Source organism: Nonomuraea roseola (assembly GCF_039535395.1).
GTDB classification, from domain to species: Bacteria; Actinomycetota; Actinomycetes; order Streptosporangiales; family Streptosporangiaceae; genus Nonomuraea; species Nonomuraea roseola.
In genome coordinates this window covers 385,014-408,255 of record NZ_BAAAXC010000014.1, presented here as the reverse complement: position 1 = coordinate 408,255, position 23,242 = coordinate 385,014, and the positions used below count along the sequence as shown (strand labels likewise).

At 72.0% G+C, this 23,242-nt stretch carries 23 protein-coding genes and 1 pseudogene; 13 read left to right on the top strand and 11 right to left on the bottom strand.

The features are described 5' to 3' along the window. Positions 1 to 10 precede the first annotated feature (10 nt). Together ABFX55_RS20260 and ABFX55_RS20255 are read left to right on the top strand one after the other, a co-directional pair. Positions 11 to 712, top strand: a complete 702-nt coding sequence (locus ABFX55_RS20260; protein ID WP_346123210.1) for an NAD(P)-dependent oxidoreductase — start codon at positions 11 to 13, stop codon at positions 710 to 712. A gap of 154 nt (positions 713 to 866) precedes the next feature. Next, positions 867 to 1,802, top strand: coding sequence for a S66 peptidase family protein (locus tag ABFX55_RS20255; RefSeq protein ID WP_346123208.1), 936 nt, complete (start codon positions 867 to 869; stop codon positions 1,800 to 1,802). Here the strand turns inward: ABFX55_RS20255 and ABFX55_RS20250 are convergent, their stop codons facing one another. Further along, positions 1,803 to 2,774 (bottom strand): adenylate/guanylate cyclase domain-containing protein, encoded by a 972-nt coding sequence (locus tag ABFX55_RS20250; protein ID WP_346123206.1) that lies wholly within the window; start codon positions 2,772 to 2,774, stop codon positions 1,803 to 1,805. Between the two features lie 44 nt (positions 2,775 to 2,818). Here ABFX55_RS20250 and ABFX55_RS20245 point away from each other — a divergent pair, with 44 nt between their 5' ends. Continuing rightward, complete coding sequence (locus ABFX55_RS20245; protein ID WP_346123205.1) at positions 2,819 to 3,508, top strand: sugar phosphate isomerase/epimerase family protein; 690 nt, start codon at positions 2,819 to 2,821, stop codon at positions 3,506 to 3,508. Then, complete coding sequence (locus tag ABFX55_RS20240; protein ID WP_346123203.1) at positions 3,505 to 4,575, top strand: Gfo/Idh/MocA family protein; 1,071 nt, start codon at positions 3,505 to 3,507, stop codon at positions 4,573 to 4,575. The genes ABFX55_RS20245 and ABFX55_RS20240 overlap by 4 nt, the downstream gene beginning before the upstream one ends. A gap of 58 nt (positions 4,576 to 4,633) precedes the next feature. Here the strand turns inward: ABFX55_RS20240 and ABFX55_RS20235 are convergent, their stop codons facing one another. Beyond that, a complete protein-coding gene (locus ABFX55_RS20235; RefSeq protein WP_346123202.1) occupies positions 4,634 to 5,425 on the bottom strand; it encodes an alpha/beta fold hydrolase in 792 nt (263 codons plus the stop codon). A 53-nt stretch (positions 5,426 to 5,478) separates the two neighbouring features. Here ABFX55_RS20235 and ABFX55_RS20230 point away from each other — a divergent pair, with 53 nt between their 5' ends. The 3 genes from ABFX55_RS20230 (at position 5,479) to ABFX55_RS20220 (ending at position 6,909) form a co-directional block, all read left to right on the top strand. Continuing rightward, the gene (locus ABFX55_RS20230; RefSeq protein ID WP_346123200.1) at positions 5,479 to 6,126 is read left to right on the top strand and encodes a TetR/AcrR family transcriptional regulator C-terminal domain-containing protein; all 648 of its coding nucleotides are present in this window, start codon (positions 5,479 to 5,481) and stop codon (positions 6,124 to 6,126) included. Positions 6,127 to 6,305: 179 nt separating this feature from the next. Then, positions 6,306 to 6,650, top strand: a complete 345-nt coding sequence (locus ABFX55_RS20225) for a class I SAM-dependent methyltransferase (RefSeq protein ID WP_346123198.1) — start codon at positions 6,306 to 6,308, stop codon at positions 6,648 to 6,650. Positions 6,651 to 6,666: 16 nt separating this feature from the next. Beyond that, a complete protein-coding gene (locus tag ABFX55_RS20220) occupies positions 6,667 to 6,909 on the top strand; it encodes a hypothetical protein (RefSeq protein ID WP_346123196.1) in 243 nt (80 codons plus the stop codon). A 104-nt stretch (positions 6,910 to 7,013) separates the two neighbouring features. Here ABFX55_RS20220 and ABFX55_RS20215 read toward each other — a convergent pair whose 3' ends face one another. Together ABFX55_RS20215 and ABFX55_RS20210 are read right to left on the bottom strand one after the other, a co-directional pair. Further along, on the bottom strand, positions 7,014 to 7,544 hold the full coding sequence (locus tag ABFX55_RS20215; protein ID WP_346123194.1) for a hypothetical protein: 531 nt from the start codon (positions 7,542 to 7,544) through the stop codon (positions 7,014 to 7,016). Positions 7,545 to 7,820: 276 nt separating this feature from the next. Further along, entirely contained in the window at positions 7,821 to 8,864 is a 1,044-nt protein-coding gene (locus tag ABFX55_RS20210) for an alpha/beta hydrolase family protein (protein ID WP_346123192.1), read from the bottom strand. Between the two features lie 119 nt (positions 8,865 to 8,983). Here ABFX55_RS20210 and ABFX55_RS20205 point away from each other — a divergent pair, with 119 nt between their 5' ends. Next, on the top strand, positions 8,984 to 9,637 hold the full coding sequence (locus tag ABFX55_RS20205; RefSeq protein WP_346123190.1) for a GNAT family N-acetyltransferase: 654 nt from the start codon (positions 8,984 to 8,986) through the stop codon (positions 9,635 to 9,637). Beyond that, positions 9,637 to 10,569, top strand: a complete 933-nt coding sequence (locus ABFX55_RS20200; RefSeq protein ID WP_346123188.1) for a PaaX family transcriptional regulator C-terminal domain-containing protein — start codon at positions 9,637 to 9,639, stop codon at positions 10,567 to 10,569. The genes ABFX55_RS20205 and ABFX55_RS20200 overlap by 1 nt, the downstream gene beginning before the upstream one ends. Here ABFX55_RS20200 and leuA read toward each other — a convergent pair. After that, complete coding sequence (gene leuA, locus ABFX55_RS20195) at positions 10,562 to 12,226, bottom strand: 2-isopropylmalate synthase (protein ID WP_346123187.1); 1,665 nt, start codon at positions 12,224 to 12,226, stop codon at positions 10,562 to 10,564. The genes ABFX55_RS20200 and leuA overlap by 8 nt on opposite strands. Positions 12,227 to 12,277: 51 nt before the next feature. Here leuA and ABFX55_RS20190 point away from each other — a divergent pair, with 51 nt between their 5' ends. After that, positions 12,278 to 12,991, top strand: coding sequence for a FadR/GntR family transcriptional regulator (locus ABFX55_RS20190; protein WP_346123185.1), 714 nt, complete (start codon positions 12,278 to 12,280; stop codon positions 12,989 to 12,991). Further along, on the top strand, positions 12,981 to 13,601 hold the full coding sequence (locus ABFX55_RS20185) for a pentapeptide repeat-containing protein (RefSeq protein WP_346123184.1): 621 nt from the start codon (positions 12,981 to 12,983) through the stop codon (positions 13,599 to 13,601). Before ABFX55_RS20190 ends, ABFX55_RS20185 begins: the two co-directional genes overlap by 11 nt. Here ABFX55_RS20185 and ABFX55_RS20180 read toward each other — a convergent pair. Then, positions 13,591 to 14,163 carry a helix-turn-helix domain-containing protein gene (locus ABFX55_RS20180; protein WP_346123182.1) on the bottom strand — a complete coding sequence of 191 codons (573 nt, stop codon included), beginning with the start codon at positions 14,161 to 14,163 and terminating at the stop codon, positions 13,591 to 13,593. The genes ABFX55_RS20185 and ABFX55_RS20180 overlap by 11 nt on opposite strands. A gap of 80 nt (positions 14,164 to 14,243) precedes the next feature. Between ABFX55_RS20180 and ABFX55_RS20175 the strand changes: the two genes are divergently transcribed. Further along, positions 14,244 to 15,155, top strand: coding sequence for an alpha/beta fold hydrolase (locus ABFX55_RS20175; RefSeq protein WP_346123180.1), 912 nt, complete (start codon positions 14,244 to 14,246; stop codon positions 15,153 to 15,155). Between the two features lie 10 nt (positions 15,156 to 15,165). On the opposite strand, the pseudogene ABFX55_RS49860 reads toward ABFX55_RS20175, so the two are convergent. After that, positions 15,166 to 16,115, bottom strand: a pseudogene (locus ABFX55_RS49860) (DUF3237 domain-containing protein). Between the two features lie 271 nt (positions 16,116 to 16,386). On the opposite strand from ABFX55_RS49860, the gene sigJ reads away from it, so the two are divergent. Continuing rightward, positions 16,387 to 17,322: an RNA polymerase sigma factor SigJ gene (gene sigJ, locus ABFX55_RS20160; RefSeq protein ID WP_346123178.1), complete on the top strand. Its 936-nt coding sequence runs from the start codon at positions 16,387 to 16,389 to the stop codon at positions 17,320 to 17,322. A 133-nt stretch (positions 17,323 to 17,455) separates the two neighbouring features. Here the strand turns inward: sigJ and ABFX55_RS20155 are convergent, their stop codons facing one another. The 4 genes from ABFX55_RS20155 to ABFX55_RS20140 all read right to left on the bottom strand — a co-directional run bounded on the left by ABFX55_RS20155 (position 17,456) and on the right by ABFX55_RS20140 (position 23,199). Continuing rightward, complete coding sequence (locus tag ABFX55_RS20155; protein ID WP_346124101.1) at positions 17,456 to 18,340, bottom strand: aminoglycoside phosphotransferase family protein; 885 nt, start codon at positions 18,338 to 18,340, stop codon at positions 17,456 to 17,458. A 120-nt stretch (positions 18,341 to 18,460) separates the two neighbouring features. Further along, positions 18,461 to 19,441, bottom strand: coding sequence for an acyl-CoA desaturase (locus ABFX55_RS20150; RefSeq protein ID WP_346123177.1), 981 nt, complete (start codon positions 19,439 to 19,441; stop codon positions 18,461 to 18,463). 120 nt (positions 19,442 to 19,561) lie between these two features. Continuing rightward, complete coding sequence (locus ABFX55_RS20145) at positions 19,562 to 20,620, bottom strand: SWIM zinc finger family protein (RefSeq protein WP_346123175.1); 1,059 nt, start codon at positions 20,618 to 20,620, stop codon at positions 19,562 to 19,564. Then, positions 20,617 to 23,199 carry a DEAD/DEAH box helicase gene (locus ABFX55_RS20140; RefSeq protein WP_346123173.1) on the bottom strand — a complete coding sequence of 861 codons (2,583 nt, stop codon included), beginning with the start codon at positions 23,197 to 23,199 and terminating at the stop codon, positions 20,617 to 20,619. The genes ABFX55_RS20145 and ABFX55_RS20140 overlap by 4 nt, the downstream gene beginning before the upstream one ends. Positions 23,200 to 23,242 lie beyond the last annotated feature (43 nt).

The following is a 23,242-nucleotide window of genomic DNA, read 5'->3' as shown; positions in this document are numbered from 1 at the left end:
GGGGGGACCCATGCACATCGGAATCATCGGAGCGACGGGCGGCATCGGAAGCCGCGTCGTCACCGAGGCCCTCGACAGAGGGCACCACGTCACAGCGTTCACCCGCGACGCCAGCCGGATCAGCGAAGAGCGGAAGAACGTCGTCTGGAGGAGCATCGACGTCCTCGACGCCGAGAGCATCGCCGCGGTCCTGCCTGGGCTGGACATACTGATCAGCGGATTCCAGCCCGGCAACGCCGCCAATGACTTCGCCGACACCGTGGCGCGTTCGATCGCCGATCCCACGGTCTACGCCACCGCCGCCCGAGCGCTGCTCAAGGCGCTGGAGAGCCACCCCAGGACCCGGCTGATCGTGATCGGCGGCGCCGGCAGCCTGGAGATCGAACCTGGCCTCGTACCAGCCGACTCCGACGAAATCCTGCACGGGAGCCTCGATCAGCTGGGGCTGCCGAGGGCGTACGCCGCGGCCGTACGCGGGCACCGGGATGCCCTGAACGTCCTGCGCACGTCCAATCGGCTCTGGACCTACTTCAGCCCGGCCGAGGACATCGCGCCCGGTCAGCGCACCGGCCGGTTCCGGATCGGCGGCGACCAGCCGGTCGTCGACGCTGACGGACGCAGCCGCATCTCCTCGGAGGATGCCGCCGTCGCCCTTGTCGACGAGGCGGAACTGCCCCGCTTCGTCCAGCGGCGCTTCACGATCGGCTACTGAACCGGCCCTCCGAGCGACCTGGGGGAGCCTCGAAACCGTGCGCGGTCAGGCTCACAAGCGTTCACGGCCCTTGGGATGGCGGGTCGCTGTCGACACCATTCGGCGAGTGCGGCACGATCGACCCGCCCCACCCTGACCCCCTGGAGGTAACCGAGTGATCCGCCCGCCTGCCCTCCGCCCCGGCGACCGCGTGGCGGTGATCGCCGCCAGCGGCCCGCCCAACCAGGTCAACCTCGAACGCGGTCTGCTCGCGATGGAGCACGTCGGCCTCAAGCCCGAGGTCTTCAGCGCCGTGCGCATGGGCGGCACCGAGTACGACTACCTGGCGGGAGACGACGCCACCCGCGCGGCGGAGCTGACCGCCGCGCTGGCCGACCCCGCCTTCGCCGCCGTCTTCTGCGCGTGCGGGGGGTACGGCATGCAGCGCACGCTCGAGTTCGTCGACTGGAGCGTCGTCGACCCCGCGAGGCCGAAGGTCGTGGTGGGCTACTCCGACGTGACCGCGCTGCTGGAGGCCGTCGCCGTCAAGCTCGGCTGGGTGTCGCTGTTCGGCCCGATGGTGGCGTGCGACGGCTTCTACCAGGGCCCTGGCGAGTACGACTTCGACCAGCTCATGCGGCTGCTCTTCACCCCCGCAGAGGTGAGGGAGCTGACCTTCCCCGGCTTCAGGACCGTCGTCCCAGGAGTCGCGGAGGGCGTCACACTCGGCGGGACCGTCACCCTGCTGGCCGCCTCCCTCGGCACCGACACCAGCCTGCCCGCCCGTGGCGGGATCCTCTTCCTCGAGGACGTCGACGAGGAGCTGTTCCGCCTCGACCGCTACGTCACCCAGCTGCGCAGGGCCACCTACAGCGATGGCGTCGCGGGCATCGTCCTCGGCACGTTCACCGACTGCGGCGACCCGCGCGACGTCGAGCGCATGCTCGTCGAGCGCCTCGGCGACCTGGGCGTCCCCGTGCTGGCGGGCGCGGACATCGGCCACAACGTCGCCATGCAGACCTACCCGATCGGCGTGCGCGCCCGCCTCGACACCGAGAAGGGCGCCCTCACCTTCCTCGAGCCCGTGCTGACCGAGCCCGAACAGGTGTAGCTACGGACGGCCCGCCCTGCGAAGGAGGGAGGGGCGCAGTTCGCCCAGGCCCTTGGCCGTCATCGGTTCGGCGGGGGTCAGGGCGAAGGCCGCGCTCCCTACCAGGCCGCCCGCCAGCTCAGGGTCGGCCAGGACCCCGCCCGCGGGCGCCAGCGAGGTCAGCCTGCTAGCCAGGTTGACGGTGGTGCCGAACACGTCGCCCATCCTGCTGATCACCGGGCCGAGCGCCAGCCCGACGCGCAGGTCGGGCATCGCCCTGTCGGGGGCGTGCACCTGGATCAGTCGCAGCGCGATCTCGGCCGCCACGGCCGCGGAGTCGGCGACGAACAGTACCGAGTCGCCCAGGGTCTTCACCACCCTGCCGCCCGAGGAGGTGACGACGTCGGCGGAGCGGCCCTCGAACCGCTCGACCAGCCCGGCCAGCTCCTTCTCCGGGATCTGCCTGCTCATCCTTGTGAAACCCACCATGTCGGCGAAGCCGACGGCCAGCCGTACGGTGCCGACCTCCTGGTCCACGATGCGCCCCGCGGCGGAGGCGAGCTGGCGCCGCCAGGTGTAGACCAGCAGCTGCTCCAGCGAGGGCACCACGCGGTCGGCGCGCGCCCTCCACGCCGTCGGGCGCGCCGACAGCGGCACGCCCGCCTGGTCGAGCGTCTCGGCGCCCAGCTCGGCCTGCGACTCGGCCAGCGCGGCCGTCGCCCTGCCGAGCGCCCTGGTGACCAGCAGCATGTGCTCCTCGTCGTAGCACCCGTCGCCGACCAGGCTGACCAGGGTCCTGAGCGCCTCCACGTCGGCGTCGGTGAAGACCACCGCCTCGTCGGCGACGTTCGCGAACCCGAGCGCGCGCCAGTAGCGGCGCGCACGGTAGACCGGCACGCCCGCCATCGCGGCCACCTGATGACTGGTGTAGCGCGCGGGCTGGCGGAGAAAGGCCTCCGTCAGGAGATCGATCTCGGGATCCTCGACCGTCATGGGGACATTGCACCACACACCCGGCATAGTTAGCGTTCATCACCATGAGGTCTTATGCCGTGCAGCTCTACACCCTCAGAGACCATCTGGCCGCCGACCCAGCCGCCACCCTCTCCAGGCTCGCCTCACTCGGGTACGAGGCGGTCGAACCGTTCGATCTGACCCCCGTGGACGGGTTCGAGGTCCCCTCCGCCCACGCCCCCCTGCTCGGACCGAACAGGGACGACTATCTCAAGGTCGCGGGCACGCTCATCGTGCCGATGGTGGGGCCGGAGGAGTTCACGACGCAGGAGGGGATCGGAAGGACCGCCGACGCGCTGAACGCGGCCTCCGCGTGGGGAGCCGAGCACGGCGTCACCGTCGGCTACCACAACCACCACTGGGAGCTGGCCTCGCGGGTCGGCGGACGTCACGCGCTGGAGGTGCTGGCCGACCTGCTCGACCCCGCCGTGGTGCTGGAGGTGGACGTCTACTGGGCCGCGGTCGGCGGCGCCGACGTGCCCTCGCTGCTCGGCAGGCTGGGCGAACGGGTGCAGTTCCTGCACGTCAAGGATGGCCCTGCCACGCTCGGCGAGCCGATGACCGCGGTCGGCTCCGGCACGCTGCCCATCCCCGACATCCTGGCCGCCGCCCCGCAGGCAAGACGCGTGGTCGAGCTCGACAGCTGCGCCACGGACATCTTCGACGCGCTGGCCGACTCCCTCGCCTACCTGCGCTCGGTGGAGGGCCGATGACGGGAATCGCCATCGTCGGCTGCGGCAACATCAGTCAGCAGTACCTCACCAACCTGACCTCCTTCACCGACGTACGCGTGGTCGCCTGCGCCGACCTCGACGTGGAGCGCGCGCGGGCCGTCGCCAAGGAGTACGGCGTGCCGGTCGCGGGAGAGGTCGAGCGGGTCGTCAACCACCCCGACGTCGAGATCGTCGTCAACCTCACGGTGCCGGCCGCGCACGCCGAGGTCGCTACCCAGGTCATCGCGGCGGGACGGCACGTCTACAACGAGAAGCCGCTGACCCTCGAGCCCGCCGCGGGCCGCGAACTGCTGGAGGCGGCCGAGGCGGCGGGGGTCAGGGTCGGCTGCGCGCCCGACACCTTCCTCGGCGCGGGGCTGCAGACCGTCGCCCGCAGCCTCGCGGCGGGGGACATCGGCAGGCCGCTGTCGGCCATCACCCTTCTGCAGGGGCCAGGCCCCGAGCGCTGGCATCCGAGCCCCGAGTTCCTCTTCAAGCCGGGCGCGGGCCCGCTGTTCGACATGGGCCCCTACTACCTGACCGCGCTCGCCGTCCTGTTCGGGCCGGTCACGAGGGTGGCCGCCAACGGCAGCAGGGCGCACGCGCAGCGGCGCATCGGCTCGGGCCCGCTGGCGGGATCCGTCTTCGACGTGGAGGTGCTCACGCACGTCAGCGCCCTGCTGGAGTTCGCGGGAGGCCAGCGGGCCACGACCGTGTTCTCCTTCGACTCGCCGCTGTCGCGCGGCGACTTCCTGGAGCTCACGGGCACCGAGGCGACGCTCGCGGCGCCCAACCCCAACGACTTCACCGGCCCCGTACGGCTGCGCCGCACCGGAGCCCCCGACTGGACCGACCTGCCGGTGAAGGGCGCCACGGCGGGCCGCGGCCTCGGCGTGCTGGAGATGGCGCAGGCCATCGCCGAGGGCCGGCCGCACCGGGCGTCGGGCGAGCTGGCGCTGCACGTCGTCGAGGTCATGACCGCGATCCTGACCTCGGCGGAGGACTCCCGCTTCGTCCCCGTCACCTCCACCTTCACCCCACCTGACCCGTGGGACGCCACTGTCTGAGGCCGCTGTCAGGAAGGAGCCGGGCGCGACGCTCGACCTCGGGGGCCGTCGCGCCCGCCTACAAGACCCGCAGGCCGTGCTCCTCGATCACCCGCGCCACCTGGCCAGGGGCGCGCATATGGCCGCCGTGGCCCTGCCCTGGCAGGGTCACGCGCTCGGCCGCCGGCAGCACCCTGGCCAGGGCGTCGAGTCGCTCGCCGAGATGCGCGGGGCTGGTCCCGCCGCCCAGCAGCACGGTGGGCGCCCCGACGGCTCCGTAGGCGTCGAGGCGTTCCCCCAACCGGTCGATGGCCTGGAGGTCGTCGATCTGCCGGGGGACCAGCGCCCGCAGCCGGGGGTAGAAGGGGAGGATCAGCCTGATGAGCCCGGCCTGCCACGGCGGCAGCCGTACGACATCGCGCAGGAAGATCTGGAGCGCCCTGCCGGGACGGCCGCGCTCGACGGCGGCCTGGGCCGCCGCGGTCGCCGTGCCGCCCAGTGACGTGCCGACCACGACGGGCGGCTCGTAGAGGACCAGCCCGCCGAAGGCGGCGGGGGAGGCGAGCGCGGCCTCCAACGCCACCACGCCGCCCGAGGAGTGCCCGACGAGCAGGACGGGCCCGCCGCCGAGCGCGGCCACGACCGCCAGCACGTCCTCGACCTCCTGGGCGATCGTGCTCGGCGGGGTCAGGTCCAGCCGGTACTGCCGGCGATGGACGCGCACGACGCGGAAGCGCGGCGCGAGCCGTGCGGCGACCTCGCCCCACTGCGAGCCGTCGTCGAGCCCCGCGTGCAGCACCAGCACGATCGGGCCCTGACCCTGATCCGAGGCCCTGACCTCGGTGCCGTCCGCGGAGGATGCAGTGATCACGACTCTCCTTAGCAACGCTAAGGAGAGCTTAGCAGTGCTAAGGTGGCTGGTCGATGGGTGAGAACAGGCGGGCGGGGCTGACGCCGCAGAAGCTGATCGACGCGGCGCTGCGCCTGCTCGACGAGGTGGGGCTGGAGGGGCTGACGGTCCGCCGCCTGGCCGCGGAGCTCGGCGTGCGCTCGCCCGCCCTGTACTGGCATATCCGCACCAAGCAGGACCTGCTGGACGGCATGGCGGGCGCCATCGTCCTGTCGGCGGGGATGGGGCCGCCCGAGGAGGGTGAGTCCTGGCAGGACTGGCTGGCCAGACGTGGCCGCTCCTACCGCAGGTCGCTCCTGGCCCACCGCGACGGCGCTCGCGTCGTCGCCAACGCCACCGGCCTGGGCCAGGAGCCGATCAGGCGGCTCAACGAGGAGCTGACGGCGATGCAGGCCCACGGCTTCACGCCCGTGCTCGCGCTGCGCACCGTCACCGCGATCAGCCACTACGTCACGGGATTCGTCCTGCAGGAGCAGGCCGCGCGTCCGCCCGGCGCCGCCTCGCTCGACCCCCTGATCGCTCTCCTTGACGGCGACGCCGAGGCGCCACTGATCGTGGCGCTGAGGGAGGGCTCCTCCGCCGGGGGAGACGCGGCCTTCGAGCACGGGCTCCACGCCATCATCGCGGGAACCCTCCCCGCGGGCCCGCGCTCGGACACGTGAGGCGCGCTGCTCTCGCAGCGGTCTCGTACGGCCATGGCCCACTGCGGCGGCTCACCCGGGAGTGAGGTGCCGCCTCCCGCTCGTCACCTTCGAGGTCCTCGGACCGCCCTGAGAGCGGACGCCGTTCTGTCGGTGCCGCCTGGCACAGTTCTGTCGGTGCCGCCTGGCACAGCGCCCTCATGACGACGGACTACTGGGACAGCGCCGCTGCCACCTTCGACCAGGAGGCCGACCACGGCCTGCTCGATCCCGAGGTGCGCGCCGCCTGGCGTGAGCGCCTGATCTCCTGGCTGCCCGAGCCGCCCTCACGCGTGCTCGACGTCGGCTGCGGCACGGGCACGCTGGCGCGCCTGCTGGCCGAGGAGGGTCACACGGTCACCGGTGTCGACCTGTCGCCCCGCATGGTCGAGCTGGCCAGGGCCAAGGTGGCGGGGCTGCCCGTCGAGGTTCTCACCGGCGACGCGGCCGACCCGCCCGTGGGCGAGGCGCGCTTCGACGTGCTGCTGTGCAGGCACGTGGTGTAGGCCATGCCCGATCCCCATGCCGCGCTGCGCCGCTGGCGCGACCTGGTGCGTCCAGGCGGCAGGCTCGTGCTCGTCGAGGGCCGCTGGGGCACGGGCTCCGACGGGGGGGACACCATGGTCGGGCGGGGTCACGGCGGCGACGCTGTCGCTCGCGCTGCGCGACCTCGTCACCGGCCTTCGCGTGGAGCCGCTGACCGACCCGCGTCTGTGGGGCAAGCACATCGACGACGAACGCTACGCGCTCATCGCCACCTGCTAGCCCGGTCATCGCGCTCGGCCGTACGGGTCGGCAGGCCGAGGCCCCAGTGAACGATCTTGGTGATGCGCGGTGAACGAGTGGATCGGCGCGGCTGTTCGGCGCCTTCAGGGTCCCTCGCTCCAGATGTACCAGGGGCCCTTGAAGTGTTCATACCGGCCCTCTTCCGGCGCCCGATCCGGGCTGTAGGCGAAGCCGTAGCTCTGCCAATCCATCGTGAGCGAGGTGACCGTGAACCTCGCTCCCCCTGGAATCTTCTCCACGTAGCCCACCTGATACAGGCCCCACCACCGGTTGCTGTCATGGTCGTCGCGCACTGACCGGGCGTAGCGCTCCAGGCTCGGCTCGGACAGGGCGAAGCGCGCGTGAAGGGGCGCGTCGAGTTCGACCAGCAGCACGGTGCCCAGCACCAGCGCGACCGGCACGAACATCCAGGGCTTCCACGCTCGGTTGCCGGTGCCAGGTTCCCTCACCCGTGCGAACCAGGCGGTGGCGATGGCGAGCGCCACCCAGTACAGCGCCAGCGCCAAGGCCCAGTAGGACAGGCCGGGAGTGCTCGCCTCGATGAGCGTCAGGACCGAGGCAAGCGCGACGGCCCCGGTGAAGAGCAGGACGAAGGGATCGCGGCTCGGACGCATGGAGCGATCTTGCCGCATACGGGGCGCCGGTGAGGCTGCCGCACACAAATGCATCAGGCCGCATCAGGGCCGGCGATCCGCGCCGCGTGGGAGGCCGCAGAGGTCGGGAAAGATCCCTAAGCACAAGCCGCCGCCTTCGTTGTCGTGGATCGGCGCCGCTGACCGGGCCGCACGGCCCTGGTGACGGATGGCCCAGCCCCGGACGTGGCAGCCCGCGACGAGCTGGGTGTGCTGCTGCGAGAGGGCCGCCCTAACCCGCAGGAATGGTTGCGGTGGTCAGTCGGTTTCCTTGTGGTCGGTGATCTGTTCGACGAAGTGGCGCTGGTCGGCGAGGAATCCGGGCGCGTACAGGCGGCGCGGGGCGAAGACGGCGGTGAGGGTGAGGCGCGGCGAGGAGTTCTCGACGGCGTGGTCGACCAGCGAGTGGGTGGCGTCGGGGTAGTGCCGCACAGTCAGGGAGGCGGGAGGCAGGATGCGCCGGTAGGCGGCCTCGGTGTCGGCGACGTCGACGTTGACGTCGTGCCCGGCCAGCACCAGGAGCGTGGGGGTGCCGCGCATGGCGCGCAGGTCCTCGCTCGCGTTGGAGCGGTAGTTCTTGGCGATGAACCGCCAGCGTTCGGCGGTCATGCCGTCGGTGTCGCCGACGGCGGTGCGGTACTCCTCGAAGGTCGCGCCCTGCCGCAGCAGGCGCAGGTTCGCCTCGCGCCGTCGCAGCGCCGCACGTTTCTCGTCCTCGGTGGCGCCGTTCGTGCGCAGGTCGGCGAGGAGGTTGTAGCGCCCCTGCTGTTGCCAGTCGACGGCCGGTGAGACCGCGATGACGAACCGCACAGCGCGGTCGCGGGCCGCGACCTTGGGCAGCACCCACCCTGCCTGACTGGCCCCCCACAGACCGATGCGCCGAGCGTCGATGTCGGGACGCGTGCGCGCCCAGGTGATCGCGGCGAGGGTCTCGCCGGCTCGATCGTCCATGCTCTGGTCCAGCCAGCTCCCCTCGGAGGCGCCGATGCCGGGCTTGCTCAGGGAGAGCGAGGCGTAGCCGGCCTTCGCGAAGGACTCCCACAGGGGCCGGTAGAAGGTGTCGTGCGTGGCGTCGATGGGTCCGTCGCCGTGAACGAAGACCACCAGGCCGAAGGGGCCGTCGCCGCTCTCCGGCCGGGCGAGGACGCCGTCCAGCGACCGCCCGTCGTGGCGCACGGTGATGCGCTCCTCCCGTAGCGCGTAGGTGTTCTGCCAGACCGCGACACCGCCGAGCCCCGCGCCCACCAGCAGCACGGCGGCCAACGACCACACCAGGACGCGCCGCCGGCGCCGCGTTGCCATTCCTCGGCTCATACCCACTCCGAACTATTGTTGTTGATACGCTCGTATAGAGAATGAGCGTAGTAGGGTTGATAGTGCAAACGGGCGGGCGTCCGGCCCGCCGCTCAGGAGGAGCGCCGATGGACACGACGAAGCCGGGAACCAGGCCGGGCAGTCCGGAAGGCCCGGAGGTGCGCAGGGGCCTGCCCGAGGGCAGTGAGTCCCGGGTGGCCGCGCTGTACTGGCAGGCGTTCGGACGGAAGCTCGGCGCCGCCCTGAACCCGCCGGACAAGGCCCGCGCCTTCCTCGCGGCCCACCTCCACCACGACCGGGGTGTGGCAGCCGTCGTCGACGGCGAGGTGGCAGGGGTGGCCGGCTACCAGCTCGGCGGACGCGGCCTGACGGGCGGCGGCCCTGGCGACGTCCTGTCCGCCTACGGGACTCTGCGCGGACTGCCGCGCCTGGCCCTCCTCGCCCTGTTGGAACGGCGCCCTGCTGACGGCGAGCTCGTGATGGACGGCATCGCCGTCGCCCCCGAGCACCGGGGCAAGGGCATCGGCAGCCTCCTGCTGCGCGAGATCGCGGCCGTGGCCGCCGAGCACTCCTGCCGGCGCATCCGCCTCGACGTCATCGACGTCAATCCGCGCGCCCGCGCCCTGTACGAACGGCACGGCTTCATCGCCGTACACACCGAGAAGACCCCGTACCTACGCCACCTGATGGGCTTCGGCGCCGTCACCACCATGCACAGGCCCGTCACGCCGGCCGTCTCGACGAAGCGCAGGGCGGCTTGATGAGCACCCTCTCGAACACCCCGATGCGCACGCGGGCCGACGCGGACAGCGCCGCCCCTGCGCCCGTCCCCACCCGGCTGCTGGTGCACGCCCTGGTCCGCGAGGACGGCACCGTCGACGCCGGTGAGCTCTACACCGTCGCGGGCCTTCTCGGCATGAGCGACCAGCAGGTCCGCCTGTGCGTCAAGCGGCTTGTCGCCGAGGGCCGCTTCAGCCACGAAGGCCGCGGACGCAAGGCCCTGTTGAGGACGGTCGCCGACGCCACCGGCTCGCTCACCCCCAACCTCGCCTACGTCCGCCACGCCTACCGCCAGGACCACGGGCTCGCCCCCTGGGACGGTGTCTGGCACCTGTTCGCCTTCGCCATCCCCGAGTCGAGCAGGACCTCTCGCGACGCCCTTCGCGACACCTTGCGCCACCTCGGCGCCGCCCCCGTCCAAAGCGGCCTCTACGTCAGCGCGAACCGCATCGAAGAACTCGTCGAAGCCCAGGCCCGCCACCTCGACGTCGCCCACGCGCTCACCTGCCTCACCACCACCGACCTGCGCATCGGGGGCCACGATGACCCGCTGGCCCTGGCCGCCGCCCTCTGGCCCCTGGACGACATCGCCGCCCGCCACGACCGCCTCGCCGACTTCGCCCGGGTCTGCCTCGACCGGCTCGCGCAGCCGGACACCCTCACCGGGTCCGAGCAGCTGACCATGGCCGTCCAGCTCGCCGCGGCCTTCACCCACGCCATGGAACCAGACCCCCTCCTGCCCTCCGAGCTCCTCCCGCAGCCCTGGCCCGGCGCCCACGCCCGCCGGCTCATGGCCGCCTGCTGGACCGCGCTCACCGAGGCCGACACCCACGCCACGACCGGGACCCCTGTCCCGCGCCTGTTCGTCCAGTACGAGGACCTCCTCGCGTCGATCCCCGACCGCCTCACCTGACAGACGGCCCCGTGGTCCGGCCTCCTCGCCGCGCCCTGGTGACGGCGGACAGGACCGCCCGCACCGAGGCGGTCAGCACCGAGCCGTCCTGACCTGCGCCCCACCAGGTCGCGCCCGCCACCCTGCACTCGGCATAGGCGATCGCGGGGCTGTCGGGCCCCGCGACCGCCGCGTGCTCGGCGAAGTGCAGGATGTCCACGTCGATCCCCGCCCCGCGCAGGGCGTCGACGAGGGCGGACAGAGGGCCGTTGCCGCTCCCCTCGCCCAGCTCGCAGGTGAAGCGGTGCTCGTCAGGCGCCACCTCGGCCGTGCTCCACGCCATCGCGGGAGTCTCGAGGTAGGTCGCCTGGAACAGCCGCCACAGGTCCTGCGGCGTGGCCTCGTGGCCGCTGCCGTCGGTGGCGGCCTGCACGACGGCGGCGAAGTCGGCGCGCAGCCGTACGGGCAGGTCGAGCCCGTAGTGCGTGTGCAGCAGGTGCGCGATGCCGCCCTTGCCCGACTGGCTGTTGACCCTGATGACAGCCTCGTAGCTGCGGCCGACGTCGGCCGGATCGATCGGCAGGTACGGCACCCGCCACGGCTCGTCGGGCCTCTGGTGGGCCAGACCCTTGCTGATGGCGTCCTGGTGGGTGCCGGAGAAGGCGGTGTAGACCAGCTCGCCGCCGTAGGGATGGCGCGGGTGCACCGGCAGCCTGTTGCACGCCTCCACGGTCTCGCGGACGGCGTCGATGTCGGAGAAGTCCAGCATGGGGTCCACGCCCTGGGCGTAGAGGTTCATCGCCAGGGTGACCAGGTCGACGTTGCCGGTGCGCTCGCCGTTGCCGAACAGGCAGCCCTCCACCCGCTGCGCCCCCGCCAGTACGGCCAGCTCCGCGCAGGCGACGCCGGTGCCCCTGTCGTTGTGCGGGTGGACCGACAGGATGACCGACTCGCGCCTGGCCAGGTGCCTGTGCATGTACTCGATCTGGTCGGCGTAGACGTTGGGGGTGGCGATCTCGACGGTGGCGGGCAGGTTGTGGATCACCGGACGGTCCGGGGAGGCGTCCCACAGCTCGGTGAGGCCGTCGCAGACCTCCAGGACGAAGTCGGGCTCGGTGAGGTTGAACACCTCGGGCGAGAACTGGAAGCGGGTGGCGGCCGTGCCCAGCCTGGCCATGTGCTCGGCCGCGTCCGTGATCAGCGCGCGGACCTCCGGCCTGGCCCGGCCCAGCACCACCTCCCGCCAGACCGGCGCGGTCGCGGTGTACAGGTGCACGACCGTGCGCGGCAGCCCCTCGACGGAGGCGAAGGTCCGCTCGATCAGGTCGCGGCGGGCGGCGGTGAAGACGACCAGCGTCACGTCGTCGGGCACGGCGTCGCTCTCGGCCAGGTGTCTGACGAAGTCGAAGTCGGTCTGGCTGGCCGAGGGGTAGCCGACCTCGATCTCCTTGAAGCCCATTCTGACCAGCAGGTCGAACAGGCGGCGCTTGCGCGGGGTGTCCATGGGTTCGGCCAGCGCCTGGTTGCCGTCGCGCAGGTCCACAGACACCCAGAGGGGCGCCCGTCCGAGCCGCCTCCCCGGCCAGGCCCGCTCGGTGAGCGGCACCTCGACGCGCTGGTCAAAGGACTGGTAACGGTGGTAGGACATGGGGCTCGGGCGCTGGGGATTCCAGGTCATGTGCGGTAGATTAAGCACACCTCAGCTCCTCAGACAACCTGAGAGGTTTCGATGCTCCGTCCCAGTCCGCTCGTCGACCAGGCCACGCAGCACCTCCGCGCGGAGATAGCCGCGGGGCGCTACCCGGTCGGCACGAAGCTGCCCGGAGAGACGACACTGGCCAAGACGCTCGGCGTGGGAAGGTCGACCGTCCGCGAGGCGCTGCGCGCGCTGGCAGGGGCGGGGCTGCTGCAGGCCCGCCAGGGCGCCGGGGTGTTCGTCATCGCGACCGAGGCGGCCGAGGAGTGGTCCGCGCGCCTGCGGCGGGCGGCCGTGGCGGACGTGTACGAGGTCAGGATGCTGGTCGAGGTGCAGGCCGCCAGGCTGGCCGCCGAGCGCAGGAGGCCCGCCGACCTCGAGGCGTTGAAGGCGGCTCTCGCGGCCAGGCGCGCCGCCTCCGCGGGCGACGACGCCGCCTTCGTCGACGCCGACATCGCCCTCCACGCGGCGGTGGTGGCCGCGGCGCGCAACCCGGTGCTCACCGACCTGTTCGCCGAGTTCGTGCCCGCGCTGCGGCAGGGGTTGATCGACCTGGTCGACCTGCTCAAGCTGCGCGCCGGCGACCCCAACCACGGCGACGCCTCGCACGCCGGGCTGGTCACCGCGATCGAGAAGTTCGACAGGGAGGCGGCCAGCCGCATCGTGCAGGAGGAACTGGCCACGACGCTCAGGGCGCTGCAGAAACTGTCGCCGCCGCCCTCTAGGCTTTCCGCCCATGATGGCTGACCGCAAGCACGGGGTGCCAGCGCCGCCGACCGACACCACCGTTCACTCCGCCGACTGGGACAGCAAGGACCTGTCGGGCGAGCAGCACCGGCGGGTCGCCTTCGTCGACGTGGATCTCACCGAGGCGGTCAGCAGGGGCGCGGAGTTCTTCGAGTGCACGTTCCGCAACTGCCGCTTCAACGCCTCCACACACGAGGAGAGCGGCTTCATCAACTGCACCTTCACCAGGACGTCCTTCTTCGACGCGACCTTCACCAGGTGCAAGTTCGTGGGCAGCATGTTCGACGGCTCGACCTACGACCTGATGAAGGTCTCGGGCGGCGACTGGTCGTTCGTGGGGCTGCCCGGCGCCGACCTGCGCAACGCCACGTTCGCCGACGTGCGCATGCGGGAGGCCGACCTGACGGGTGCCCGCTTCGCCGGGGCGAAGCTCAGGGGCGTCGACCTGTCGGGCGCCTGGCTGAGCAAGGCCGACCTCACCCGGTGCGATCTGCGGGGCAGTGACCTCACCTCGCTCGACCCCGTCACCTGCGAGATCGCCGGCGCGATCATCGACCCCGTCCAGGCCATCACCATCGCCGCCAACCTGGGCCTCAGCGTCAGGGAGTGACTCCTGGCCCCCGCTCTGCCCGCGCCTGCGCCGCCGGCTCCTCGAGCGGGAAGAGGATCGGGCTGAGCAGGTACTGCGCGCGCTCGGGCGTGGGTTCGTTGGCCATACGGGCCACGATCGTCCCGCGCAGCTCGCTGATCATGTCGGCGAGCTCCTCCCTGCTGAGCCAGAGCGCGTGCTGGCGGTAGCCGACCGACTCGGCGATCGAGCCGCCGTGCCCCCTGTCGAGGAAGACGTTGAACTCGGCGATGAGAGTGGCCATCGCGGTGGCGAACACGCGGCGGTGGTCCTCCAGCGACGCCGACGCGGCCGTCTCCGCGTCGATCAGCGCCAGCTCCCCGCGCAGCCGGTACGTGCGCTCGACGGCGCCGCGCACCCGCTGCTCGCCGTCGATCTCGAGCACGCCTCCCTCGGCGAGCAGGCCGACCTGGCGGTAGACGGTGGCCTTGGAGATATCGGGCATCCGCGCGCACAGCTGGGAGGTCGTGAGCGTCCGCCCGCCTGACATGGCGTGCACGACGCGCAGCCGTACCGGATGCGCCAGCAGTTCCAACGTGTCCACGGCGTCATCATCTCACACTGCAACCTTTCGCAAGCTGATACTGTTCTCGCATTGAGAATGATGATGCGGAAGGAACGGACATGTCAGAGCAGTCATTCGAGGAGCCGCCCGTGGGGCGGCAGTACGACGTGGAAGGTCGGCGCCTGCTGCTGCACCGCTCCGGCGAGGGGACTCCGAGCGTGGTGTTCCTGCCGGGGGCGGGCCTGGTCGGCCTTGACTTCCTGAACGTCCAGGAGCGGGCCGCCGAGTTCGCCACGAGCGTGCTCTACGACCGCGCGGGGACGGGCTGGAGCGACCGGGTCGAGCTGCCCCGCCGGGCGGAGGAGGTCGCCCACGAGCTGCGCCGCCTCCTGCGCGCCGCCGAGGTGCCCGGCCCCTACCTGCTGGTGGGCCACTCGTTGGGCGCGTTCTACGCGCGCCGCTACGCGCAGCTCTTCCCCGCCGAGGTGGCCGGCCTGCTCCTGGTGGACCCCGGCCACGAGGACATTCTGACCTTCATGCCGGAGCAGATGGCCGAGCTGAGCGAGCGGATGAAGCTGAACGAGGCCGAGATGCCTGACCTGACCGCCGAGCAGATCGAGGCCGCCCGCGGGCAGTACGCGCAGATCTACGCGCAGTGGCCCGACGCTGCGCGCGAGCCGCTGATCGATCACCACCTCGCGTCGTGGCGGACGAGCCTGCGGGAGACGGAGAACTTCGAGACCGAGATCTACGACGAGCTCAGGCATGGGGGAGGGCTGCCCGACGTCCCGTTGATCGTGCTCACCGCCGGAGGCGACAACCCCTACTGGGCGCAGTTCATGTCTCCCGAGGTCATGCGCCAGGGGCTCGAGGGCGTGCGCGCCATGCACGCGGCGATGGCGGCGGCCGTTCCACGGGGGGAGCAGCGCGTGCTCAAGGACGCCGCGCACAACCACCTCCACGTGGAACAGCCTGACGCCGTCATCGAGGCCGTCCGCGACCTGCTCGACAGGGCGGCGCCGCACCGGTAGGCGGGGCCCGTCAGGCCAGGGCGTACATGCGGATGGCGACGACGTCGCCGGCCGCCTCGCGGGCGAGACCGACGAAGACGGTCTCGGCGAGCCACCGGTGCGCCTGCGCGTCGGTGCGGAAGGTGGGCGAGGTGCGGTGGTACACGCCGGTCCTGGCCACCTGAAGGTCGCCGTCGTACTGGTCCGCACTCTGCCCGCCCTCGTGGTAGTACCCCCGGTTGACCACGTCGATGACCGCGCCGTCCTCCGCCTGGAGGAGGTAGCGGGCGTCGAGTTCGCAGACCCGGCCGCGCGTGTTCGACCAGTCGCCGCCGCCGGGCAGGACGATCCCCTGAGCGACGGGCCGTCGACCGTGCCGCCGACGACGGGGGTGAACTCGGTCCTCTCTCCGTCTCCGTGCCCGACGTGCAGGGTGGGGGACAGGTGGGCGCGGATCTCGAAGGCGAAGGTCAGGGCGGGGGCGAAGGGGGTGTCGGACATGCTCGGCTCCTTGGGAAGAGGCGGGAAGCGGGTGGCGGTCTCGGCGGTCATGGCTCGTTCGTGCGTCGCCGCCTGCCCTGCCAGGGGCACGTCGAGCCGAAGCTGGCCCTTGGCCATGAGGAACGCGCTGCCGTCAGGTGTGAGGTCGAGCAGCCGGACGTGCACGTTCGCGCCTGCGGGGGCCGTCAGGCGCGCCAGCAGGGTCACGGTGCCGACCAGATCGACGTCCTCGGGCACGGACGGCTCGGTGAAGCGGAGCACGTCGTCGCGCTGCCCGACGGAGCGTAGGTCCGAGCGGTCGGCCAGGGCGGCGAAGGGGTTGCCTCCAGCGGAAGGGACGGGGTCGGAGGGGTCGAAGTTGGGTGAGCGCCTGCCGAGCTGCCTGAAGAACCGCTCGAACGTCGCCCGTAGCGGGCGGCCACTCCAGTCGGGCTCCCATTCGTAGCGATCGGCGTCCACGTAGTGGGAGGCGAAGTACATCTTGCGCGCCGTCTGCTCGACGTCTCGCGTGCCGTCGCCGTGCTCCAGCACCATGGACATCACCCCGGTCACCTTCCTCTGAGCCCCGCGGAACACATCACATCCGCGCCTGCCTCTCGCGGCTCGATCGGAACGAGAGGCCACGTCCGGCCGTGACCGGCGCATACGACGCGGCCCCTCGGAACGTGGGGTGACGCCTCAACCTCACAATCCGAGGGGCTGTCTCGTCGATCTGGTGAGGGCAGACGCGACAAGGAAGGCCGGCCACACCATGACCACCCCATCCGGGCCAGGAGACGGCCGGCCCGATCCGGGCCTGAGCGCGATCATGAGCGAGCGGCGTCAGCTGATCAATCTCGCCTACCGGCTCCTCGGCTCCCTGGCCGATGCCGAGGACGTCGTCCAGGAGACCTACGCCCGCTGGTACGCCATGTCCCGGCAGCAGCAGGAAGCCATCGAATCCCCCGGCGCCTGGCTGACGAGAGTCGCCAGCCGCATCTGCCTCGACCTGCTCGGCTCTGCACGGGCCCGGCGTGAGCGCTACGTGGGCGAATGGATCCCGGAGCCGCTGCCCGATCGTATGGAGTGGATCGACGGGCGGTCGGGCGGCACCACGGCCGACCCGGCCGACCGGGTGACCCTCGACGAGTCGATCAACATGGCCTTCCTCGTCGTGCTCGAATCGATGACCCCGGCCGAGCGCGTCGCCTTCATCCTGCACGACGTCTTCCGCTACTCCTTCACAGAGGTGGCCGAGATCGTCGGCCGCACGCCGGCGGCCTGCCGCCAGCTGGCCTCCTCAGCCCGCCGTCGCATCCGCGCGTCGGAGGCTCCCACGACCCCGGCAGCCCAGCGCGCCGACCTCGTCAGAGCCTTCAAGCAGGCATGGGAGGCCAAGGACATCGCCGCTCTCGTCGGCATCCTCGCCCCCGACGCCACGGGGATCGCCGACGGCGGCGGTCTCGTCAGCGCCGTGCTCCGCCCGATCGAAGGTGGCGAGGAGATCGCGCGCATCTTCGTCGAGATCGCCACCAAGGCGCCCGGCCTGACGATCCTGGAGCGTACGGTCAACGGTCAGCCCGGTCTGGTGGCGCAGTTGGACGGCGTCACCGTGGTGGTGCTGGCGATCGACGTCGCAGGCGACCGGATCAAGCACATCTGGGCAGTACGGAACCCCGAGAAGCTCCGGCCTTGGACGACGGGCTGACACCCGCTGCCCACCCGGGACGGCCCGGCCGTCGGCCGCCCCACTCGGGGCGCGTCCGGAGCGAGGGATGAGAACAGCCCCCGCCTGCCGGGACCGGACAGACGGTGTCGGAGCGGGTGGGGCGGCTCGACGCTCAGGCCGCCAGGATGCGGTCCAGGGTGCGTCGGCCCATCCGGCTCATGCCGGGGTTGCTGTCGACGTAGTACCAGACCACCCCCATCGCCTGCTCGAAGGCCCACGCCTTGCCGCGCTCCCATTCGAGGTCGTCGCAGCCGAGCTCCTCGCGGAGCACCTGCCGCGGCCCCGCCTCGAGCAGATGCCAGGCGCTCACGAGATCCAGAGCAGGGTCAGCCGGTCCGAGGCCGCCGACGTCGAGGATCCCGGCCACCCGCCCGGCGGAGACGAGCACGTTGCCGGGGATCAGATCACTGTGGCTCATCACGTCGACGGCGTCGCGCGGCAGATCCCGCATGCGGGCCCACCTGCGGCGGAGCCGGGGGACGTCCAGAAGCGGCTCGCTGTGCCTGAAGCAGGTCTCCATCCACCCGTCATGGGATGCGAGGTCGCCTCCGCGGCCTGTTCCCGCGAACGTGCGGCCGCGCGTGTCGATGGCGCGCAGGTCGTTGATGAGGCCGGCCAGGTCGTGGGCGAACGCGACCGACTCCCCCGGGTCCTCGTCCGTGGCCACGAGGCCGGGCAGCCACGTCTGCACCGACCAGGCAAGCGGGTAACCCGCCCCCGGCTCGCCGAGCGCGACCGGCTCGGGCGTGCGAAAGCGCGTGCGGCCCACCAGCTCACGGGCTGCCTGCGCCTCCGACTCCAACCGGCGCCGCGTCGACTCGACGTCCCCGTACTGGAGAGGGAACCGAGCCGCGAACAGGTCGCCGATGCGGAAGATGGCGTTGACCGTCCCCTGGGCGGCGATGCTCCTGACAGGCAGCCGCCGCCACTGCGGAAACTGCTTGTCCACCAGCGTGCGCACCATCTCGATCGACAGCGTGAGCTGGTCGGCGTGCATCTTCACACGGGGGAGCGTCCCGCGTCCCGATCTTGATCTGCAACCCGTTTTCCGCACGCGAAGGTCCGAACCCGGAAACAGGCGCCGGCTGCGCGCCCCCGAGGCCGGGGGCGCGAATCCCTAGGAGGCGCGATCGGCCCCGCGTCTGATCTCCCTCTGCCAGTGCACGTCGGCGGCCCAGCGCAGGCGCTCGAACAGGCGGATGAGGGCGGCCGACGGGTCGATCTGGTTGCGGCCGAGGCCGTGGCGGGCGCAGCTGGGCTGGCTGTGGTGGCCGTTGTGCCAGCTCTCGCCGAACGACAGCAGGGCCAGCGGCCACAGGTTGGTCGAGCGGTCGTGGCGACGGGTGGCGTGCGGCCGGTCGCCGATCATGTGGCAGAGCGAGTTGACGCTCCACGTCACGTGCTGGAGCAGGGCGACCCTGACCAGCCCTGCCCACAGGAAGGCGGTCAGCCCGCCGTACAGGGTGCCGCTGATCGCCCATCCCGCCACGAACGGCAGGGCCAGCGAGATCGCGCACAGCGCGGGGAAGGCGCGCGCGACGCGCACCATGGCGGGGTCGTCGAGCAGGTCGGGCGCGTAGCGTTCGGCCGGCGTCGGGTCGGCGCTGAACATCCAGCCCAGGTGGGCGTGGGCCAGCCCGCGCAGCTGCCCACGCAGGTGGGTGCCGTAGCGGTAGGGAGAGTGCGGGTCGCCGGGTCGGTCGGTGAAGGCGTGGTGGCGGCGGTGCACCGCCACCCAGTCGACGACGTTGCCCTGGAAGCCCATCGAGCCCGCGACGGCCAGCGTGACGCGCAGCCACGGGCGGGCGACGAAGGAGCGGTGGGTGAGCAGCCGGTGGAAGCCGACCGTGACGCCGAGCCCTGTCACGACGTAGAGCACCGCGAACAGCACCACGTCGGTGAGGGAGATCCCGCTGCCCCAGGCCAGCCAGACACCGGCGGCCAGGGCGAGGAAGGGGGCGACCACGATCGCGGTGGTGAGGGAGATCTGCAGGGGGCCGGCCTCGGCCGGCGCGTCCTGCTCGGGGAAGGGTGCGCTTCCGTCATAGCCCTGGGAGGAGGGCGTCGCTCGCGTCGCGAGAAAAGGAGAATCGGTCATTGTCGCCTGTCCAGGGCCCGCTCAGGGGCCGATGCAGTGAATCGCCGTGGGCGACGCCGACCTGAATGCCAACGCGCGAAGAGACCTCGGTGTCTTCGAGTCTACCTCCGCGACATGCAGTCAGTCGGCTCCCCTGGCGACGGCCAGCGCGGCGGCGGGGTCGGACTCGGCCGGTCCCGCGGGATGCCAGTCTCCGTCCGCGGCCACGAAGGGATACCACCGGCCGTCCTTGCCGTAACGGAGCTGGACCTCGCCGAGAGTCCACCGGTTGCGCGCGGCCTCGAAGCCCGGCAGCTGCCAGGCGGCGCGGGCGACGGCCTGCTTGGGCGGGGTCCAGGCCGTGGTCAGCGTGTCGAGGGCGCTCGCACCGCCGTACCGCCAGGACTGGACGGCGGCGGGCAGCCCGATGTCGAGGTCGTGGACGGCGGCGAGCCGCACTCTGTCGTGGAACTCGGTGAGCACGGCGGCGGCGCCCGAGGTCAGCAGCTCGCGGGCGCGCAGCGCGGCGTCGGCGGCCAGCACCCGCATCGCGGCGGGATCGACGCCTGGCGCCGGCTCCACCTCCAGCGGCTCGGCGGCGGGAAGCTCCGCCGACGACAGGCGGGGCAGCGGCGGCACCCCGTGGGCGTAGGCCTCCTCGACGGGCGTGCCGGAGGGGGCGGCGGCCTGCTGGAGCGCCGCGAGCAGGTCGTCCTTGTCCATGCCGCGCATGAGCATGAGCAGGAACGGGTCGCGGTCGAGCAGCCAGGAGGCCTGGTAGCACAGGGCCGCGGCGTGCTTGCAGGGGTGACCCCAGTCGGGGCATTCGCAGTCGGGCTCGAGGTCGCCCACTCCGGGCAGCAGCTCGACCAGGTCGTACGGCATGTCGCCGTCGAGCAGCGCGGCCAGGTGGCCCGCCTTGGCGGCGACCTGCTCGAGGAAGCGGTCCCAGTCGGGCAGCGGGCTGATGTGCACCACCGCCGAGTACTCGGCCGAGGCCACCGAGGCGATGCGGCCCTCGCTGACCGTGATGGGGCCCAGCTGGCCTGTCTTGGCGAAGGCGCGGCCCTTGGCGAGCAGCGTGTGGTCGAGGGAGGTGTCCTCCAGCGCCTTGAGCCAGGCCCTGCCCCACCACGAGGTGGCGAAGCGGGCGCCGGCGCGCTGCGGAGGGAAGGCGGGGAAGCCCTTGGCGGCGGTCATCGCAGCTCCACGAGGTTGAGCAGGTCCGCGTCGGTGAGTTCGGTGAAGTTGTTGGAGAGCACGGCCTCGGCGAGCGACCGCTTGGTCTCGAGCATCGCGGCGATGCGGTCCTCGACCGTGCCCTCGGCGATGAGCCTGTGCACCTGGACGGGTTTGGTCTGGCCGATGCGGTAGGCGCGGTCGGTGGCCTGGTCCTCGACGGCGGGGTTCCACCACCGGTCGAAGTGGATCACGTGGTCGGCGCGGGTGAGGTTGAGGCCGGTTCCTGCCGCCTTGAGCGAGAGCAGGAAGACCGGGCTCTCGCCGTCCTGGAAGCGCCTGACCATCTCCTCGCGCCTGGGGACGGGGGTGCCGCCGTGCAGGAACTGGGTGGTCACGCCCCTGGCGGCCAGATGCCGCTCCAGCAGGCGGGCCATCGTGACGTACTGGGTGAAGACCAGCACGGCGCCGTCCTCGGCGAGGATGGTGTCGAGCAGCTCGTCCAGCAGCTCGAGCTTGCCCGAGCGGCCCTCCAGCGCGGGGTCCTTCTCGTGCAGGAACTGGGCGGGGTGGTTGCAGATCTGCTTGAGCCCGGTGAGCAGCTTCACGATCAGGCCGCGCCTGGCCATGCCGTCCGCGTCGGAGATCGCCGACATCAGCTCGCGCACCGTGGCCTCGTACAGCACGGTCTGCTCCCTGGTCAGGGAGACTGGCCTGTCTGTCTCGGTCTTGGGCGGCAGCTCGGGCGCGATGCCGGGGTCGGACTTCTTGCGGCGCAGCAGGAAGGGCGCGATGAGGCGGCCGAGCTTGTCGGGCTGCGGCTCCCACCTGGCGCGGAAGCGCGCCAGCGAGCCCAGCAGGCCGGGGGTGGTCCAGTCGAGGATCGCCCACAACTCCGACAGCGTGTTCTCGACGGGGGTGCCGGTCAGGGCGACGCGGGCGGCAGAGGGGATCTCGCGCAGCGCCTTGGCGGTGCCCGAGCGGTGGTTCTTGACGTGCTGGGCCTCGTCGGCGACCACCAGGTCCCAGGGGTGCTCGGCCAGCTTGGCCGCGTCGACGCGCATGGTGCCGTAGGTGGTGAGCACGAATCCGCTCTCCGGCAGCGTGCGCTGGGCGCCGTGGTAGCGCCGTACGGGCACGCCCGGTGCGAACCTGGCGATCTCCCTCTCCCAGTTGCCCAGCAGCGAGGCAGGGCAGACGACGAGCGTGGGGCCGCCGCCGCGATGCAGGTGGAGGGCGATGAGCGTGATCGTCTTGCCGAGCCCCATGTCGTCGGCCAGGCAGCCGCCGAGCCCGAGCGCGGTCATCTGGGCCAGCCAGCGCAGCCCCGCCAGCTGGTAGTCGCGCAGCGTGGCGGCCAGGGCGGGCGGCTGCTCCACCGGTTCGGCCAGCAGCCTGCCGCGCAGCTCGTCGAGGACGGGGCCGGGGGAGACCTCGATCTCCTCCTCCTCGACCAGCGCCGTGCCCGTGAGGGCGGCGCCGATGGCCTCGATGCCGGTCAGCGGCTTCATCTCGCGGTTGGCGGCCTTGCGGGCCGTGGCGGGGTCGATCAGCACCCACTGGTCGCGCAGCCGTACGACGGGGCGGTGCGCCTCGGCCAGCCGGTCCATCTCGGCGGCGGTCAGCGGGTCGTCGCCGAGCGACAGGTGCCAGTTGAAGCTGAACAGCCCGCTGGACTCCCCGTCGATCATCGCTCGCGCGCTCACGCCGCGCACCAGCTCGCGCGGCCAGTGCACGTCGATCCCTGCGGCCGCGCCCGACAACAGGGCGGAGACCTCCTCGTCGGTCAGCTCCAGCTCGTCGGGCACCTCGGCGTCGAGCAGCCGTTCGAGCGGCGGCCATCGCCTGACCGCCCTGCGCAGCTCGACGAGGGCCTCGACCTTCGCCCTCGCGCCGAGGCCGGGGTCGCGGCCCTCCCACAGGTCGGCGGCGTCGACGACCAGCGTGGGGTCGGAGAGGCTGTGCAGCTGGACGACCGCGCGGAACCTCTCGTGGCCGTCGCCGGCGCTCTCCACGCGCAGCGACAGCCGTACGCCGGGGTCGGCGGCCCACTCGCGCAGCTGGGGCGTCTTCACCGGCTTGGCGGCGGAGAAGGCGGGCACGCCGACGGCCCGCAGCGCGCCGGGGGAGCGCGGCATCCCGTCGGCGACGGCGTCGAGGAAGGCGCGCACCAGCCCCTCGGCGTCAGGCAGCAGCAGCACCCCTTCGAGCGGGATGGCCCTGGCCGCGGCGGGCATGGCGTCGGCCAGCTCCTTCACCTTGGCCACGTCGGCGGCGTCGAGCGGGCCCGCCCGCCAGGCGGCGAAGTCGCCCGAGGTGACGCCGGGCCTGATGCGGCCCCTGGCGACCAGCTGGAGCGCCAGCAGCGCCACCGTGCCCCAGAATCGGGTGGCAGGATGGGCGCTGTCGTCGGCGCGAGCCCTGCTGAGCTGTGCGATCGCCTCGTTGACGGGAACGCGGGTGACGCGTACCTCGCGCAGCCCCTCCGGCTCGGCGATGGTCGCGCGCTCGCCGCCTTCAGGGTCGAGGAAGGCCATGGTGCCCGTCCTGGGCGGGTCGCCCGGTTCGAAGATGGCCGCGTGCCGAAGGAGTTCCCGCATAGCCGTACAGCGTACCGTACGCTGTAGCTGTGGTTTACCACAC

Bases quoted from the DNA above. Each gene is read 5' to 3' on its own strand.
- ABFX55_RS20260 (WP_346123210.1), top strand. From the start codon at position 11: ATGCACATCGGAATCATCGGAGCGACGGGCGGCATCGGAAGCCGCGTC.
- ABFX55_RS20250 (WP_346123206.1), bottom strand. From the start codon at position 2,774: ATGACGGTCGAGGATCCCGAGATCGATCTCCTGACGGAGGCCTTTCTC.
- ABFX55_RS20245 (WP_346123205.1), top strand. From the start codon at position 2,819: ATGAGGTCTTATGCCGTGCAGCTCTACACCCTCAGAGACCATCTGGCC.
- ABFX55_RS20240 (WP_346123203.1), top strand. From the start codon at position 3,505: ATGACGGGAATCGCCATCGTCGGCTGCGGCAACATCAGTCAGCAGTAC.
- ABFX55_RS20230 (WP_346123200.1), top strand. From the start codon at position 5,479: ATGGGTGAGAACAGGCGGGCGGGGCTGACGCCGCAGAAGCTGATCGAC.
- ABFX55_RS20225 (WP_346123198.1), top strand. From the start codon at position 6,306: ATGACGACGGACTACTGGGACAGCGCCGCTGCCACCTTCGACCAGGAG.
- ABFX55_RS20220 (WP_346123196.1), top strand. From the start codon at position 6,667: ATGCCGCGCTGCGCCGCTGGCGCGACCTGGTGCGTCCAGGCGGCAGGC.
- ABFX55_RS20215 (WP_346123194.1), bottom strand. From the start codon at position 7,544: ATGCGTCCGAGCCGCGATCCCTTCGTCCTGCTCTTCACCGGGGCCGTC.
- ABFX55_RS20210 (WP_346123192.1), bottom strand. From the start codon at position 8,864: ATGGCAACGCGGCGCCGGCGGCGCGTCCTGGTGTGGTCGTTGGCCGCC.
- ABFX55_RS20205 (WP_346123190.1), top strand. From the start codon at position 8,984: ATGGACACGACGAAGCCGGGAACCAGGCCGGGCAGTCCGGAAGGCCCG.
- ABFX55_RS20200 (WP_346123188.1), top strand. From the start codon at position 9,637: ATGAGCACCCTCTCGAACACCCCGATGCGCACGCGGGCCGACGCGGAC.
- leuA (WP_346123187.1), bottom strand. From the start codon at position 12,226: ATGACCTGGAATCCCCAGCGCCCGAGCCCCATGTCCTACCACCGTTAC.
- ABFX55_RS20190 (WP_346123185.1), top strand. From the start codon at position 12,278: ATGCTCCGTCCCAGTCCGCTCGTCGACCAGGCCACGCAGCACCTCCGC.
- ABFX55_RS20185 (WP_346123184.1), top strand. From the start codon at position 12,981: ATGATGGCTGACCGCAAGCACGGGGTGCCAGCGCCGCCGACCGACACC.
- ABFX55_RS20175 (WP_346123180.1), top strand. From the start codon at position 14,244: ATGTCAGAGCAGTCATTCGAGGAGCCGCCCGTGGGGCGGCAGTACGAC.
- sigJ (WP_346123178.1), top strand. From the start codon at position 16,387: ATGACCACCCCATCCGGGCCAGGAGACGGCCGGCCCGATCCGGGCCTG.
- ABFX55_RS20155 (WP_346124101.1), bottom strand. From the start codon at position 18,340: ATGCACGCCGACCAGCTCACGCTGTCGATCGAGATGGTGCGCACGCTG.
- ABFX55_RS20150 (WP_346123177.1), bottom strand. From the start codon at position 19,441: ATGACCGATTCTCCTTTTCTCGCGACGCGAGCGACGCCCTCCTCCCAG.
- ABFX55_RS20145 (WP_346123175.1), bottom strand. From the start codon at position 20,620: ATGACCGCCGCCAAGGGCTTCCCCGCCTTCCCTCCGCAGCGCGCCGGC.
- ABFX55_RS20140 (WP_346123173.1), bottom strand. From the start codon at position 23,199: ATGCGGGAACTCCTTCGGCACGCGGCCATCTTCGAACCGGGCGACCCG.